Origin of the sequence: Scytonema sp. PCC 10023 (genome assembly GCF_963920835.1) — a bacterium.
Classification (GTDB): Bacteria; Cyanobacteriota; Cyanobacteriia; order Cyanobacteriales; family Nostocaceae; genus Kalymmatonema.
Genome location: NZ_CAWUDP010000022.1, coordinates 25,500 through 41,589, shown reverse-complemented (window position 1 = coordinate 41,589; position 16,090 = coordinate 25,500). Strand labels below are relative to the sequence as shown.

The 16,090-nt window shown below is 41.1% G+C and carries 12 protein-coding genes; 5 read left to right on the top strand and 7 right to left on the bottom strand.

The genetic code is table 11. The features are described 5' to 3' along the window. On the bottom strand, window positions 1-1,098 hold the full coding sequence (locus ACM0OZ_RS15355; protein ID WP_414583688.1) for a tocopherol cyclase family protein: 1,098 nt from the start codon (window positions 1,096-1,098) through the stop codon (window positions 1-3). A 29-nt stretch (window positions 1,099-1,127) separates the two neighbouring features. Between ACM0OZ_RS15355 and ACM0OZ_RS15350 the strand changes: the two genes are divergently transcribed. Continuing rightward, complete coding sequence (locus ACM0OZ_RS15350; RefSeq protein ID WP_414583687.1) at window positions 1,128-1,739, top strand: J domain-containing protein; 612 nt, start codon at window positions 1,128-1,130, stop codon at window positions 1,737-1,739. 169 nt (window positions 1,740-1,908) lie between these two features. After that, window positions 1,909-3,993 (top strand): hypothetical protein, encoded by a 2,085-nt coding sequence (locus ACM0OZ_RS15345; RefSeq protein ID WP_414583686.1) that lies wholly within the window; start codon window positions 1,909-1,911, stop codon window positions 3,991-3,993. 641 nt (window positions 3,994-4,634) lie between these two features. Here ACM0OZ_RS15345 and ACM0OZ_RS15340 read toward each other — a convergent pair. Next, on the bottom strand, window positions 4,635-5,468 hold the full coding sequence (locus ACM0OZ_RS15340; RefSeq protein ID WP_414583685.1) for a metallophosphoesterase: 834 nt from the start codon (window positions 5,466-5,468) through the stop codon (window positions 4,635-4,637). A gap of 185 nt (window positions 5,469-5,653) precedes the next feature. On the opposite strand from ACM0OZ_RS15340, the gene ACM0OZ_RS15335 reads away from it, so the two are divergent. Together ACM0OZ_RS15335 and ACM0OZ_RS15330 are read left to right on the top strand one after the other, a co-directional pair. Next, the gene (locus ACM0OZ_RS15335) at window positions 5,654-6,793 is read left to right on the top strand and encodes an AAA family ATPase (protein WP_414583684.1); all 1,140 of its coding nucleotides are present in this window, start codon (window positions 5,654-5,656) and stop codon (window positions 6,791-6,793) included. A 427-nt stretch (window positions 6,794-7,220) separates the two neighbouring features. Next, entirely contained in the window at window positions 7,221-7,700 is a 480-nt protein-coding gene (locus ACM0OZ_RS15330; RefSeq protein WP_414583683.1) for an orange carotenoid protein N-terminal domain-containing protein, read from the top strand. A 198-nt stretch (window positions 7,701-7,898) separates the two neighbouring features. Here ACM0OZ_RS15330 and ACM0OZ_RS15325 read toward each other — a convergent pair whose 3' ends face one another. The 5 genes from ACM0OZ_RS15325 to ACM0OZ_RS15305 all read right to left on the bottom strand — a co-directional run bounded on the left by ACM0OZ_RS15325 (window position 7,899) and on the right by ACM0OZ_RS15305 (window position 15,422). After that, on the bottom strand, window positions 7,899-8,456 hold the full coding sequence (locus ACM0OZ_RS15325) for a GNAT family N-acetyltransferase (RefSeq protein ID WP_414583682.1): 558 nt from the start codon (window positions 8,454-8,456) through the stop codon (window positions 7,899-7,901). Between the two features lie 427 nt (window positions 8,457-8,883). Beyond that, window positions 8,884-11,109: a DEAD/DEAH box helicase gene (locus ACM0OZ_RS15320; RefSeq protein ID WP_414583681.1), complete on the bottom strand. Its 2,226-nt coding sequence runs from the start codon at window positions 11,107-11,109 to the stop codon at window positions 8,884-8,886. 66 nt (window positions 11,110-11,175) lie between these two features. Beyond that, window positions 11,176-12,504 carry an ATP-binding protein gene (locus ACM0OZ_RS15315; RefSeq protein WP_414583680.1) on the bottom strand — a complete coding sequence of 443 codons (1,329 nt, stop codon included), beginning with the start codon at window positions 12,502-12,504 and terminating at the stop codon, window positions 11,176-11,178. 145 nt (window positions 12,505-12,649) lie between these two features. Next, complete coding sequence (locus ACM0OZ_RS15310; RefSeq protein ID WP_414583679.1) at window positions 12,650-13,936, bottom strand: tellurite resistance TerB C-terminal domain-containing protein; 1,287 nt, start codon at window positions 13,934-13,936, stop codon at window positions 12,650-12,652. Between the two features lie 148 nt (window positions 13,937-14,084). Further along, a complete protein-coding gene (locus ACM0OZ_RS15305) occupies window positions 14,085-15,422 on the bottom strand; it encodes an ATP-binding protein (RefSeq protein ID WP_414583678.1) in 1,338 nt (445 codons plus the stop codon). A gap of 88 nt (window positions 15,423-15,510) precedes the next feature. Between ACM0OZ_RS15305 and ACM0OZ_RS15300 the strand changes: the two genes are divergently transcribed. Continuing rightward, complete coding sequence (locus tag ACM0OZ_RS15300; protein WP_414583677.1) at window positions 15,511-15,831, top strand: TMEM14 family protein; 321 nt, start codon at window positions 15,511-15,513, stop codon at window positions 15,829-15,831. Window positions 15,832-16,090 lie beyond the last annotated feature (259 nt).

Here is a 16,090-nt window from a genome sequence, read left to right as displayed (position 1 = left end):
TTAGCGCGACTGCCAAGAATTGTCCCAGGGTCCGCCGCCTATTTCTAATCCACACAGAAAAGTACGTGCTTTCAGGATAGTTTTTCTTTTTCCTATACTTAATTCTCGCAGTTCTAAATTTAACTGACCCTGCATAGTGTCACGACAGCAAAATATCAAACCTTTGGCTGTTGGCGCACGTAGAGGAGTCCCAGGTAAATTGGTAGTTCCTGTTACCTCAACCTCGTACTGCAAATTTCGCGCTTTCATTTGCCATCTACCCCAAGGCTGAATATCCCAGTGTACTTGGGAATTCCAGGGTACAAATTCATAGAACTTGCCTTGATGGTGTATGCCAATCATTGCGACAGATTCCATCCACCATAAAACACCACGCCGTCCGCCACCAGCGGTGAGGGCGAGGTCATCTTCGCCTTCAAAGCTATTGCAGTTCATCCAAAACCATTTTTGGGGAAAAGCGCCTCCCCAATTTTTCTCGCTGTAAGCTGGGGCGTTAGTAAATTCGTAGCGTTTGCCATTCCAGTCAATCCAACCGGAAGCCAAGCCGTGTGCCATCAAAATTTGCCATCCAGGCTCAAAAATCTGCAAAAATGACAGCCAACCTGCTGTTGATTGTTGAATACTTCCTTTATCACCCCATCCGTAGATAGGATGGATTTCATACTGCCAACGACAGTAGCGACCAGTCGCAGGGTCGTGAATTGACCCCTGATTCAGGGTAGCTGTTGCTTGATAGCCTTCTTGCACATGCTGTTCAAACTCGGGTGGTAGTAGGTACAGAGGTTGAATGTCTAGATTTGTTTTACCCCAATGACCCAGGCTCAAAACGTCACGACTCGCCCAAAATTTGGTCACATCCGGAAAAGTCCGCCACAGATACTCATCGTTGGGACCGAGGATTTGTGCTGCACCGCCACTATGGGGTTTACCGCCAATGGGGTCTTCAATAGAATACATAAAGGCAAAAGTTTCACCTTCTGCGGGCAAAGTGACGCGGTAGTACCAACCTTCAAAGAAGCGACGACTACTACCGTCCCAGTGGTAACCGCTGTGGGGTGTTTGGGTTGAATGATCAGGGTTTGTGGGAATAGTTAACATAGATTTACCGTGGTGCAAAATTCCTCTGTATGAGCGATCGCCTTAACATAAATGATGCCTACTCTATTCTGGGACTGAAACCCGGTGCATCGCCAACAGAGGTTAAGCGAGCTTATCGTAAGCTAGTTAAGACTTGGCATCCTGATCGGTTTTCTCATCCACAGAAGAAACAGGAAGCAGAACAAAAAATTAAACAAATCAACGAAGCTTACAACAAGCTTAAATCTGATCTGCCAAGTTCTGCACATCAGCCTAGTCAAACAAAAGAAACAAAAATTTATGCGAATCGCTCCAACGCCGAACTTTTCTACAACTCGGGAGCAGAAAATGCAAAATTAGGAAGATACGAGGAAGCACTTACAGATTTTACTCATGCCATTCGCCTCAATTCTGACTACATCGAAGCGTACAAATACCGTGGCTTTATCTGCTCCCTACTTGGATATGAATATCGAGCCACTGCTGATTTAAATAAAGCTGCACAGATGGAAGCGAAGTTAAAAAATAAACAGGCTCATTCTGCATCGCCATCATCAAAACACTCCACGAGAACCCGAGGAAGATCAAAGCTGAAAATCCTTTTAGAAAGATTTTTGCGGTGGATAAAGTCCTTTTTCGGGTTCAATCGGCGCTGGCGGTGAAGTCTCTACCCATTGATGCACTTGTTTTTGTCATGTTCCATTGACATGGGACAGGATAAGCACAGATTCGAGAAATTTATTGGAAGAAGATGAGGATAGGCTTGTGAAACCGCGTTACGCACTCAAGTTGTTTTTTGATTCGAGGACCAAGCACAGCAATCTCCCTATTATGACCAAATTCCACTGGCTAGAAGTTAGCGAATACGCCTCCCTCTCTCTGTCTGCACTAGGATTAGTCACAGCGGCTGTCACTCAACAGATGATTTATGCAGCTGCTCCCTTGACTGTTACAGTTTGTTTGAACGCCGCTAATCGGGAAAGGTTAAAGTCTTTGACCCAGCAGCAACAACAAGCAACAATTGCTAAACTTGACCTACTCATTGACCCACTCCGACAGCGGCTTGCAAACTTTGATACTTTCACTCAAAAACTCAATACCACAACCCAACAGCAGCTTGAGGAATTACGAAACAACCAGGAGCAAGACTTTAATGTTTTTACAGAGCAATTTGAACAACTTTATGCCTCTTTGCTAGAGATCACTATAAAAATTCAACAACAGATACAGGGATTACAGCAAACTCAGCAAGAACAAAACATTGATACCTTGAAACTACGCCTGATTGAACTTGATAACTTGACGCAACAGTTGAGTACAGCGGCTCAACAGCAGATTGACCCACTTTATGAACGCCTTGCACAACTTGAAGCGTTGACACAACAGGTGAGTCAATCGACTCAGCAGCAGATACAAGCATTACAGCAAACTCAGCAAGAACAAAATACTGGATCTCTCAGACAACGCCTGACTCAACTCGACGCCCTGACGCAACAGTTGAGTACAACCACCCAACACCAGATTGACCCGCTTTATCAGCGTCTTTATCAACTGGACTCGTTTACACAGCAATTGAATCAATACACTCAGCACCATATACAAGCATTGCAGCGAACTGTGAACGAATTAAATGTCGATGCGATGAGACAACACCTGACTCAACTCGACGCTCTCACACAACAATTGAGTACAAATACTCAAAAGCAGATACAGGAATTCCAGTATGCGATCGCCGTCATTCAGACGGAACTACAAGAATTATCTCAAAGCAAGCAGCAATACCAAAATGTACCCGAAAAAAAGAAAAAACCAGAAGGTTTCAGCCCTCACCCAGGTCAAGCAACGACTAAATCACCAGCACCCGTCGCGCAAAACAAGCAACGCACAAATTCTTCTCCACCCTTATCCCCAGTTACGGTAATACAAAGCTCGAATCAGGCAAATAACACAACAAATGAAGTGTTGGCACCCATTGTAACGGCACCCACATTAGCGCCAACACCAGAGAATTTAACAGTTGAAAACACTGTTAAACAACTTTCACATAAAGTGACTTCCGTCGCCTTTAGTTCCAACGGGCAAATATTAGCCAGTGGTTGTGATGACAAAACCATCAAAATATGGCATTTGGCTGACGAATCCCGCATCCTCAAGGAAACCGGAGGGTTTTCCTGTACTGAAGCAGTTAATTCCCTAGCATTTAGCCCTGATGGCAAGATTTTGGCGAGTGGAAGTGACGACAAAACCATTCGCTTGTTGGATATCTCGATAGGGAAGGAAATCTGTAGCTTCACAGGACATAAAGAAAAGGTTTATTCTGTTGCCTTTAGCCCAGATGGAAAAACTTTAGCCAGTGGTAGTAAAGATAAGACCATAAAGCTTTGGTCTATAGATACATATAAAGAAACATCTACACTCCACGGGCATTGTGACGAGGTTTTATGCGTTGCTTTCAGTCCAGATGGCAAGATTTTAGCGAGTGGTGGTGCTAAAAACGATAAAACTATCAAAGTTTGGTATTTGGCTGAAAATAAATTTTTGACTCTTAAAAGTCATTCTCAGGAATTGGGAGGAATTCATTCTATTGCTTTCCATCCAGATGGTAAGCAGATCGCAAGTGGCAGTACAGACAAGACAATTAAAATTTGGCAAATATCAAGCGGTCAAGAACTCCGTACTCTGACGGGACACTCAGATGATGTGTCTTCTATTGCGTTCAGCCCAGATGGCAACCAGATTGCAAGTGGCAGCAAAGACAAGACAGTAAAACTTTGGCAGGTAGATACAGGACAGGAAATCCGTACTTTCACAGACATTGAACAGCCGATTTATTGCTTAGCTTTCAGCCCAGATGGTAAAACGCTAGCAGTTGGTGGCAATGGTGATCATAATGTCATGTTATTGCCTTGCAATTGAGGCTGGCACAAAAGAGCTACAGTTTGCTCTTCTTATCAACTCAAACATTGGCAAATCGACTTCTCCAGTAAGTCGGTCGGTACAAATAAAGTTTACTCGTTAAGGACCGTCATTAGTCATCGATAAAGGCTTCAGGCGTTTTTACAAATCTTTATATAGCTCGATTTTTTTCCGCCTATCTACTTAACAATCTAAAACAAGATTATTTTTATAAGAAATTTTGGAAAATGTTAAGACGGATGAACCGTTATAAAATTTGGTAAATTTCTAGACCTCCATCAACTGGGCAATGCTACTTTAAATATAGGCACGCAGAAGTTAGAAGTTCATCTAACATCTTAAGTATTAGAGCCTGTGCCTCCCGCTCTAATCGATTCGCAATCATTTCTCAGTTGTTGTGTTTTGTATAATGTGTTTTCGCCTAAGTTGAGTGATGAGTTCTGGAGGTTTTTGAACGTATCAAGAAAAATGCCTGCCTAGCTGGAATAAAGAACACACAATTGTGAATAGACTGGTTGCGAAAGTTGTCCACCTTAGTCTAGTTACTTTCCTCTGATTTTTAACTCTTCTAAATCGTCTCAACCAAATAAACCGCCGAAAGCCCCTGATAGATTCGATCTTAGCTTTCGGCGGTTTAATCGTTAATCGCCACTTAGAGTAATCACAGTCACTTCCGGTGGGCAAAACAAACGTCCTGGTGCATAAGTTCCCAACCCACGATTAATGTAGAGTTGGTTCGTTCCCACCTTGTGGAAACCCTGCGCCCATTCCCAATGTTTCACGACTTTAGAACAGTCTGCTCGCAAAAATGGTATCCATCGCCGCACTTTTCTGGGAAGTTTGCGAACCGCCTGCTTATAGTACATCACCACAGGACCAATTCCTGGGAGTACGATTTGACCACCGTGGGTATGACCAGACAGTTGCAAATCTACTCGCCATTTTTGCAAAATCTCAGCACTATCTGGGTTATGGGATAGTACGATACAAGGTGTAGTACCGTCTAGCTGATTCATTACATCTTTAGGTTTAAATTCTCGTGACCAATAGTCAGCTAACCCGACGAATGGTAATTCTTTTCCTAAAGGATAGGCTATTTCATTCCAAAGAACTTTAATACCGATGCTATCCAATGCAGCTGTCACTTCTGCTTTTGAACGGCTGTAATGTAGGTCATGATTCCCGAGTACCGCATAGACCCCAGCGCGACTTTGCAGATGTTTGAGTCGTAGCACCAGCTGATGAATTGGTGATGGATCGTCAGTCACATAGTCGCCTGTTAAGACAACTAAGTCGGGTTCAGCTTCGTTGCTGAGAGCGATCGCTTGTTCCAACATTTTTTCTGACAGCCGCTTACCGTCGTAATGCAGGTCTGACATATGTACCAGCTTCGTATTTTGTAACGATGCTGGCAACCCTGCAATATTAACCGTCAACTTCTCGACGCTTAGAGGTCCAGATAACAACCAGTGCATTGCGCTGACATTACTCCTCCTACCAGCGTCTAACAGCTTAACAAATCATCTCTGAATGAGTATAGAATTCTGGACGACTTTTTGAAAAATTTATGAAAGTTTTTGTGAATGTTAAACTAAATCCCGTCTCAATCACAAAGTAATTTACGCTACTATAAGCTGTACTGTATCTCCAAACCAAATCTATGGAGCCTGCTTACATAAAAGACTACAGCCATTTTGAACAGCACGTAGCAACACTTCTCCATAGGGCAGGTTGGACTGTGATAACTGCCAAATCAAACCAGCCTGGCTACGATTTAGTTGTTAAAAAAGGAAACTTAGTTGGCGCAGTTCATCTCAAGTGGCTCAGAAACAATGTAGCAGCACCACAGCTTTTAAAATTTGCCAATTTTTTAGATTCTGACGAGGGAAAATTTTTTAATTTTGGCTTATTCATAACAACAAAAGGTTTCAGCGGACCTACACTCGCTTTAATTAGGTCTTGGGGTAAAGATACTAAAATTCGCTGTGGAATTGCTAAGGAAAATAAGCTTCTTGGAATCGATAGCGCTGATTACGAAGATAGAGTTCATCATAATTCAATTAGACCAGAAAAGATTTATTTTGGCATTTTTACCTGTAAAGGCGGAGTAGGTAAAACGACTATAGCAGGGCATTTAGCAGGAGCATTTGCACTACAAGGATTCAATGTAGCACTTATAGATTTAGATCCAGAACAAAATTTGCAAAAGCTCGTGGGAGATGGTGTTTTTGTTCCTAATCCTAGAGGAATGGGAACCACAATTGAAGTGTTTGATGGCAGGGATTGGCATGAAGATTCGGCTCGTGATTGTAAAATAGTTATTTGCGATTGTTCACCCGCGATTGAACGCAATCCAACACATTTAGTTGAAAATTTTCACTATTGCATCATCCCAACAACCTTAAATCCACTAGGGATAAACAAGCATGGAAAAGTGATTCGAGATACTGTGACAGAAATACGTCTCATCAACAAAAATGCTCACTTATTTGTCTTAGTTAATAACTTCAAAAATCCCGGTGCTCAAAAATTAAGTCTTCTAAGAAAGGTTTATTTCGAGACGTATCAAGACATTATTAAAACAGATGAGAAGTTTCATTGTATAGATCCAACAGAAGTTTGTATTCGCACTAGTGAACAACTTTATTACTGGGGAATACATATTCTAGAAAATCCAGAAAATCCATCGAGCCGATTAGCATTTGACTTAATTGGTGGAAGGTGCTATCCACGTGATGATTTTATCAGCTTGGCAGATTATATAGAAAGAAAAGCTGGTATCGGAATTCTCAGAGATTAGTAATACCAATTCTCTGTAACAATGCGCTTAATAATTACCCCCCGCCTTTGGCGTCCCCCCGATGCCTTGGGGGGACTACAGTTCAGTTGAATTAAGCTCAACTTCATAAAGAAATGGTATAAGTACAGACGTTGCATTGCAACGTCTTAGGTGATGAATATGCAAATTATCTGATCTAAACAGAATTGCTTTTTAAAATAAAAAATTAAAAATTTATTTGCATTTCTATGTAAAAGTAAACACCTTTATAACTGAAAATATGTTACGTGCATCTGTCTTAAGCAGCGATCGCCTTTTATGTCTGTAGCAGGGTTAATATCCAGTTCTTAACTTATTAAATGTTTATTAAGTGATGTAAAGCAGTTGCTGGTAAGCGATGTAAGTAACCTAGGCAACTGCGTGTTTAGTAAGCGATCGGAGATTTTTTATGACTTTCACTAGCGACTCAGGAACAACTTTCACTAGCGACTCAAAAACAAAAGAATCTGTACAACAGTTTCTGCGCTTTGATGCAGATACTCAACTAGCCATGCTGTGGTTCGGCTACTTAGACATCAAAGACCAATTGGAACCAAAAAACCAAACTTCTGCACAAGACACCGCCGCAGCTTTATATGACACAATTGTAGCGCTCCCCAAAGAACAGCAGCTGCAAGCACAGCGTGATATAGTCAGCGGTGCAAATAGCGATATCAGCCGCGCTTATACAGCTTTAAGCTCTAGCGCTAAACTGGATGTATGGCTAAGACTGGCACGAGCAATGGAAGATGGTACTGTTACTCAAGTACCCTCTGATTATAAATTGCCCGATGAAACAAACGACTTTGTGAATCAAATCAAAGGCTTGGATTTTGAGCAACGCATTGACTTTACTCGTAGCGTAGTGTTCGAGTATGGTGCTAAATAGTCATTAAAGTCTTAGAAACTGGGTTTTTCTAAGGGAATTCTAAAAAGTCAAAAGCGCTCTCACGATATCGAGAGTGCTTTTTCGTAGTTTATCTCGTTACCAGGTTCAACCTGGTAACGAGGGTTTGGAGGCTTCGCCTCCTGGGTGTTGCAACTCTTGCAAGATCTCAGTCAAAAGGTTGTCTGTTTTTGAGGACCTCTATAATGTCTGTCGTGCTTCCCATTCTGAGCGCAAAATGCCATATAAAATCAGGTCAAAGCGCTGTCCCTCACGGTGGATCAAGCCACGTTGGACACCCTCCTGACGAAACCCTACCTTTTCATGTACCTTGATCGACCGGATATTGTAGGCGATCGTAGATGATCCTACTCGGTAAAGGTTTAACTCTCGGAAAGCATATCCAAGAATAAGTTGCAAAGCATCTGTACCATAGCCTTTACCCCAGTATGCGGGATCGGCGATCGCAATACCTAACGACCCAACCTGATGCATCCATTGAATTTGAAACAAGCCAACGACGCCAATTAAGGTATCATCAGCCAAAGTTCGCAAACGGAAGTGGAAGCTGTTTGGTGAGTTGAGAAGACTTGCTTCAAACTGTGTCCAGCCTTCAGGAGTCATCGGTTGTGCTGGATCATTATCCGCAACCCGCAAATACTCATCATTCTCAGACCATTTAGCAAAATATTTGTTGTCCTCAGGTTGAGGTGCAGCCAGACGAACTAACTTGCCTGTAAAAAGAGGCTTGAATTCCATGTAAGATTCCTTTGTTGAGATGTCTTTGAGGTTGTAAATTAATACAAAAATCCCTCGCACCAGAAGCGGAGTGCGAACTCATACCAATTTGGGCTGTTTGGGAAACAGCTATCAGCCCAAAATGACGTTTTTACTCAATGACAGGCAACAAAGGCAATCCTTAGATTAAAATGTGATATTACATTTGTATTTCTTTTGACTGTAGCTTGTCAAGTCACTTGCTTATAAACCAGTCCATTTGAGTAATGAAAAGCGTGGATTGAACTTTAAAACCATAGATCCAGACAGATTAACACTAGTTATTTATCTGTGTCCATCTGTGTCCATCTGTGGTTCCATTTTCTTTATTCTTAACTTTTAGAACAGTAGTTTAATAAACTTAAATTTTTATTGAAAATTTCATGCAAACAAAGTTTAAGTAAAAAAGTTAAGTATTATAACTTTGCCACAAAGCGACTTGCTGCCTTAGCTCCGACATATCTAAATGATTGCTGACAAAAGCTTTGCGTAAAAGTGGGTAAGGAATAAATTCATCATACTTTTCAAGTTGTGGTGCTTCAGCATCAGTGAGTAAATCTTCATTTTTTATTCTTTGTTCACAGAAGGAAACAATTTCAGGATAAAGATATTCAAATTTTTTAGGAGCTAATTTAATAGTCAAAAAATAAGGATTATTGCCACTGCTCCCGCTAATTTCCAATGACTCGCGGCAAAAGCGGTTAACCAACCTTTCTAAAGTACAGTAAGCGACAGTACCCATCCAAGGAAATATCCAGCACTTACCTTTTTCTAATTGCAAAATATTACGTTTATCTAGTCCAGCATCTCTTGCTAATTCACGAACTGACTGCAAACGCTTTAAAGCATTTTTTTGTAAGTAACTATACTCTACATCCTCAAACAGGACTTGTCGCATTCGTTGCAAAATTCTTGTATGAATGATGCCACTACCACCCCGCCAATAAATACTAGCTTTACCCTCTACCGGCTTCACCAAAATAACCTTTCTTTTAAAATCAACATCTACAACTTCCCAAGTTTTTCCTGCTAGGGCGAATGAATGCCCCACAGGAGACGGCGTAACGATACTGCCAATTTCTGTCGTTCCGTACTTAACAATATATTCCTGATTATCAGGAAAGACAGCATAAAACTGAAATTTACCCACCACCTTTTCCCCTGCTAAACCGATAATTAACTTACCTTGTTCAGTTAAGTGAATATGGTCAATATCAATGAGATAGCGCAACAATAACTTAAAATCTTCTTGAGAAATAGCAGCAAAAGTTGGCAGACTTAAAACCTGTTTAGCAAGGGCAGCAGGTGAAAGTTCTCCTGTTGCTACTAAAATGCTCATCGTCTGATGATATAACAAACTCAAAGGATATTTTAAAGGCTTTATCGGTTCAATCCAACGCTCCTCCAAATAAAGTTGAATAATCGCAATAGATTGCAAAAGTTGCCAAGGAATTTGTTCCGGTAACGATGCTTCAGGAGATACCTCCTCCTCAACACAAACAAATCGCATATCAGCAGCTTCACCTCTTCTTCCAGTACGTCCCAACCGCTGTAAAAAACTAGCAACAGAAAGAGGCGATTCTAACTGAATAACTCGCTCCAAATAACCAATATCTATACCCAATTCCAAAGTCAACGTAGCAGCAGTCACCGCTGGTTGATTGAGTTCACGCATAGCAGCTTCAGCCGCTTGACGCAAAGAGGCAGAGATACTGCCATGATGCACATAATAAATATCTGGATACCCCTCAACACCTGCAACTTGACGCAAACAAGCAATAACAGATTCCGTTTGCGATTTATTATTAGCAAAAATCAAACACTTTCGAGACTTACTCAAATTAAAAATATATCTATCATATGCACTTATACCTCCTTCTCTCTCCTCTTTTCCTCTCTCTGCGTTCTCTGCGCCTCTGCGGTTCGTTTCAGAAACATAAAAATGCTCCACAGCAAGTCTAATTTGACGCTTCCCTCCCTCAATCTTTGGAGTCATCACCAACTTATCAGTCCCAGAACGCAACCACTCCTCAGCCATTAAATAATCACCAAGAGTCGCCGATAAACCAATTCTTCTAGGTTGTCTTTGCGTCACCCTTGCCAACCGTGCCAATTGACAAAGAATCTGACAACCCCGTTCCGAACCTATAAACGCGTGGATTTCATCAATGATCACAAACCGCAAATCACCAAACAAACGTACTAAATCATTATGTTTATTAATTAACAAACTTTCTAAAGATTCCGGCGTAATTTGTAAAATGCCCTGAGGATTCTTAAGAAGCTTCATTTTATGACTTTGGCTAACATCACCGTGCCAATGACAAACTGGGATATCTGCCTCTCTCAACAAATCATTCAGACGTTCAAATTGGTCATTAATTAAAGCTTTAATAGGACCAATATAGAGTGCGCCAATAGTACTAGAAGGGTTCTCATGTAATAAAGTCAAAACTGGTAAAAAAGCTGCTTCTGTTTTCCCCGAAGCAGTCCCAGCAGCAACTAGCAAATGAGCATCAGTGTCAAAAATAACTTTACAAGCTTCGATTTGAACTGCTCTTAATTCAGTCCAATTGTGATTGTAAATATATTCTTGGATAAAAGGGGCGAGTCTGGAAAATGCAGCATTGCTCATCTTGTACTTACACCTTGACAGAATTAGGTTAACGCACCCTCTAAGTCTGTGTCGTCTATGGTTTTTTTATAAACTAAATTCCGCTACATCATCCTCATCCGCATCTGTATTTTTACTCAAAACGGTAGGTTTAAAATCAGCACCATGAATGAGTTCACCAAAAGAAAGATTTGGATTTTGATAAAGAATATTCAACACACTAAGAAAATCCCGCACTATTTCACCTGGAGTCAGCAAAGCTTCTGCACCCAATCGGTTAACAATTTCTTGGACAAAATCTTTTAATTCACGGGTTTTTAAAGTCTTTTCGTAACCAAAGTTAATCGCATGAATTTCTGTTAATCTTTGCAAAAGCGCGAGGATTTCTTCTTCTGTTAGTGTGTTAAGCCGCATCACTGGTGCCATATATTCCTGCACACCCGCTTGAGTCACAAAACGACTTTCTTTTGTCCGCCTTCGCCAAGCAGCATCTGCAAAAAGCCCCCGATTTGGATCTTCTAAAAATCTTAGAGTACCACCAATAAAAATGCCAAGATGCTCTGCTTTACACTGCATGGTATCGTTGAACATCCCCAGCAGTCTGTTATAGTTTTTTTCCCGCGTCACTGTAGGAGAGATTTGGTATAAATGTGCAGCTTCATCAAGCAGAATTAAAAGACCTTTATAGCCAATTTCAGCAACAAACTTAGCTATGATCTTGATGTAGTCATACCAACTTTCATCATCAATAATAACACGCACTCCTAAGGCGGCTTTTGCCTCAATCTTGGTTGTAAATTCGCCCCGCAACCATCGTAGTGCGGCATTTTTTAAATCATCATCATCCAAGCGATAACCACGCCAATAGGCAACAATGACGGTGCCAAAATCAAATCCGTGAACTAAATCCTCAATATACTGAACAACTTCCCTAATTTTTTCTTCAACTTTGTCATCAAAACCTTCGTCATTGGGACGCATTCCAGTTTCTTTGGCGACTTCTTGTTGGATTTTATTAATCCATCCTTCCAAGATGGAAACCAACGCACCACCATCTGGACGAGTTTTTGTGGCGAGGTGACTCATTAATTCTCGATATGTTGCCAACCCTTCGTTGTTGCTTCCTGCGAGTCGGCGTTCCCAGCATAAATCAGCATCAGCTACAACAAAACCTTGTTCCATAGCACGGTTGCGAAGCAGTTGCAGCATGAAACTTTTGCCTGAACCGTAATTGCCAATAACGAAGCGAAATGCTGCTATCCCTTCTGCTATATCATCAAGATTTTGCAATAGGCTTTTGAGTTCTTGTTCGCGTCCGACTGCTATGTGTTCCAGCCCAACTCTAGGTACGACTCCTGCACCAAGAGAATTTATCAAAGCAGTTGATATTTTTTTCGAGATTTTGAGCTTTGTCATTTAGATTACTGCACCTCATTTTTCTCATTCCTACGAAAGGCGTGGCAAGGCATTCAGTAGGCTGCTACTTCCTGTAATTTACCAAAGGTAGAGCCGTGAAAGCTTCCCCAGGCTAAAGTTGGGAATAGGAATTTAATATAAAGATTTAATTTGATGAGGTTTGTCCAGCCATTTTCCCTTCGTAAATTGCAATAATTTTTTTTACATTTGTCATATGTTCTTGATAAATCTCTGGCGTTTCTGAATTTGGATTAATTATTAATTCACCAATAGTATCATTAGCACATTCATTAATAAAATCAATCAGTAAATTTGGCATTGTAATATTTTCTTCAGCAATCTTTTTAATAGTGGTATTAGGGTTATTCTGCTCTACAATAGCTTTTAATACCTGAATTGTATAAGCGGGTAGCTGTTCGATAAAATCAGCCCATTCTTCAGAAAAATTTTCTAACTGAGTTCCAGTTTCTATTGTTTCTAAGGATTCTATTAATTCAGAGAAAGGAAAAAATTCTTCGCTTGCTTCCTGTTCGTTTTCATTCAATTGTTCCTGAGTAGTCAGGGTTTCGATTTGATGAAGCAGTTCCCAAACTTGGCTTTGCAACTCATCGCGCTCCTCTTGCAAGACTGAGACTTGCCCTTGTAACTGTTGTAGTTGAGTTTGTTGTTCTGCAAGTTGGGTTTGTAAGGAATTTAGGCTTGATTCTATAAGTTCTTTCTCAACTTTTTTATCTAAAAGAAATTGCTTTTGCTGGTTTTCCTGAGCTTCTAACTCTTGTATGTGGACTCGTAAGTCGTGTAATTTTTCTTCTAATTGAGGCTTTAATCTGTTCAGTAAAGTTAAGTTACTTTCTAATTCTTGCTTTTGCTGCTGAAGTTCACTTATTTGAGTTTGCAGTTGAGTGATTTCAGCACGCGAAACATTATGATTCAATTCTAAACGGCGTTTTTCTGCTGTTAGGGCAGAAAAGGAATTATTGAGTTCTACTTTTGATTTATCTAATGCATGAAGCTCATTTTGTAAATAGTTTATTTCTGCTTCTAACTGTTTTTTTTCTATAATGTAGGTGCTTAGCTCTCTATTAAGACTATCTCTTTGATTACGTCGTTCTAAGACTTGATTTTGCAGTTTATTTGACTCTGCATACAATGAGGCGTTATGTGCTTCAATTTGATTCATTTCTGCGACAAAGCGCGACTTTAATCCCTCAAGGTCTCTAATTCGCCTTTGTAGGGAATCTAAAATGAGCATTTCATGATTTCTTCTTCTTTTATCTACAAATAATGCTGATAGATATGTCGCAGGTACAGTGATTACACCTGTGAGAAGGGCATTGCTAAAATTCCAGCTAAGGACGAGACTAAGACCAAAACTCACTCCAAAGGCAACTATACCTATAATAAGTCGATTGCTCACCGTTGCTGATTGCATATTGCTTGTTTTTAACATAGTCAAGTCGTCAACCTAAGCATTTTCTAAATTACTAAGCCTCACACTGTCGCGGGTGAAAGCTATCGGTGTCATCATTTTCATACAACAATAAAGAAAAATGAAAAATGAAAAATGAAATTTATCTATTTCATAATTCTGGGTTCGCTGGAAAGTGGGTTGAACTCGATAGTGACAAATCTGCTTTCAAAAAATCAACAAATTGTCTTGCTGTTCTTCCAGAACGACCATTATGGCGAGTCGCCCACTGTAAAGCTTGGCGTTCCAAATCTTCCTGACTGATATCAATTTCAGCTTGTGCCGCAAGATGCCGGATAATTTGTAAGTAAGTTTTCTGATCAGCTCCTTCAAAAGTTAAGGTCAAGCCAAAGCGATCGCTAAAAGAAAGCTTCTCTTGCATGGTATCCCATGCATGGATTTCTTCGTTGTCCTTGGGCGATGGTCTATCGGCAAAAAACTCTCGAATTAGGTGGCGGCGGTTGGAAGTAGCATACACAACAACGTTTTGCGGTCGTGCGGTTAAATTACCTTCCAAAACCACTTTGAGTGCTTTAAAAGCATCGTCATCTTCTTCAAAAGACAGGTCATCGACAAAGATGATAAATTTCTGTGGGACACCGCGCAACTGCTCCACAATTTTTGGTAAGTCTTTCAATTCAGATTTTGCCACTTCCAGTACGCGTAAGTTGCTATCGCCATACTCCTTCAACAAAGCTTTTACCAGAGAAGATTTTCCGGAACCACGGCTCCCGTAAAGTAAGACGTGTAGCGCCACCTGTCCAGATAATAAAAACTCTGTGTTTTTCAACAAAGCTTGTTTTTGCGACTCGTAACCCACGAGTTGACTCAACTCAACTGAATCAGGATAGCGTATTCCGATAAACTGCCCAGCTTGCCAACGCAAAGCCTTATACTCTGCAAATAAACCTGTACCAAATTGGCGATAATAAGCTGCCAATTCTTTCACAGCATCAGCCCAATTTTCCAACTGTTGTAGTTTCTCTAGGAGCGGTAATTCGTGAATTCCTGCTACTCTATCTTGCTCTACATACCACACAACTGGTGAAACGGGTAGATGAGCTACGGCTTGCACCCACTGACTCAAAGCAGCGCTGCTGCACTCATAAAGATTTTGCAACGCTTGTAAATCATGCTGAACTGCTGCTACTAGTGCAGGAGGTAAATTCTCAAATTCTTGCTGTTGAGCTAGCTGAGTAAAAGGATTATCTGCTCTCAGAATTTGAGTTATCAGATACTCCTCCCAGTTTTGATGTCTGGCAGCTAAGCACTTGAAGTAATTGCCGTACGCCTGGAGACAACTCTGCGCGTCCGCATCAGTGTAACGTATTGCTTGTAACAGGTCAAGATATGCAATCCCCACTTCGCCTTGGAGGACGGATTGGTAGAGTAAGAGGGACGCTGCTTGGCGCTGGAGATATTGGACCTTTGCGATTGCTCTATTATCCATCAATCAATCATGGTGATGTAGCTAAATAGCTATGGTAAATTGTCTGCTGATGCTTGCAGCAAAATCAAAATCTACATAGGTTTTAACAATGACTTTAGGTATTGTTGCAGCCCTTGCCTATGGCATCTTAGCTATTATCGGTGGCATCATTGGCTACCGTAAAGCGAATAGCAAAGTTTCTCTTATTAGTGGTATCATCAGTGGTTTACTACTGATGATTGCTGCTTTTGTCTATCTCCAAGGACAAACTTGGGGTCTGACATTAGCAGCTGTGATCACTGGTGTTTTGATAGTTGTTTTTGGATTTCGACTGGTTAAAACACGCAAATTTATGCCTGCCGGATTCATGACTCTTTTAGGTGTGGTCGCACTAGCGACGATGGTAACTCAGCTGGCGGTACTGAGGTAACATAAGCTTACTCGTCATAACCATTCTCGGTTTTTGACATAGCTGCACTTTCCCTGCTCCACTCTCCCTGATCGAGGTTGTTAAATTAGTACATTTATATTATCTCAAAGTTAATTTTGTCACGCCAAATCCGCATTTACAACCTCTATTTGTTCTGGAGACTGGAGGCCGCACGCCGGACGCCAGATAGGTGGGGAGACGCTCCAAAGGGCGCTGGCTCCCCAACGCACAAGCTTGGCTACACACGCAGGCTTTAGCT

Coding starts and splice junctions, on each gene's coding strand:
- ACM0OZ_RS15335 (WP_414583684.1), top strand. CDS start 5,654: ATGGAGCCTGCTTACATAAAAGACTACAGCCATTTTGAACAGCACGTA.
- ACM0OZ_RS15330 (WP_414583683.1), top strand. CDS start 7,221: ATGACTTTCACTAGCGACTCAGGAACAACTTTCACTAGCGACTCAAAA.
- ACM0OZ_RS15355 (WP_414583688.1), bottom strand. CDS start 1,098: ATGTTAACTATTCCCACAAACCCTGATCATTCAACCCAAACACCCCAC.
- ACM0OZ_RS15340 (WP_414583685.1), bottom strand. CDS start 5,468: ATGCACTGGTTGTTATCTGGACCTCTAAGCGTCGAGAAGTTGACGGTT.
- ACM0OZ_RS15310 (WP_414583679.1), bottom strand. CDS start 13,936: ATGCAATCAGCAACGGTGAGCAATCGACTTATTATAGGTATAGTTGCC.
- ACM0OZ_RS15350 (WP_414583687.1), top strand. CDS start 1,128: ATGAGCGATCGCCTTAACATAAATGATGCCTACTCTATTCTGGGACTG.
- ACM0OZ_RS15320 (WP_414583681.1), bottom strand. CDS start 11,109: ATGAGCAATGCTGCATTTTCCAGACTCGCCCCTTTTATCCAAGAATAT.
- ACM0OZ_RS15305 (WP_414583678.1), bottom strand. CDS start 15,422: ATGGATAATAGAGCAATCGCAAAGGTCCAATATCTCCAGCGCCAAGCA.
- ACM0OZ_RS15300 (WP_414583677.1), top strand. CDS start 15,511: ATGACTTTAGGTATTGTTGCAGCCCTTGCCTATGGCATCTTAGCTATT.
- ACM0OZ_RS15325 (WP_414583682.1), bottom strand. CDS start 8,456: ATGGAATTCAAGCCTCTTTTTACAGGCAAGTTAGTTCGTCTGGCTGCA.
- ACM0OZ_RS15345 (WP_414583686.1), top strand. CDS start 1,909: ATGACCAAATTCCACTGGCTAGAAGTTAGCGAATACGCCTCCCTCTCT.
- ACM0OZ_RS15315 (WP_414583680.1), bottom strand. CDS start 12,504: ATGACAAAGCTCAAAATCTCGAAAAAAATATCAACTGCTTTGATAAAT.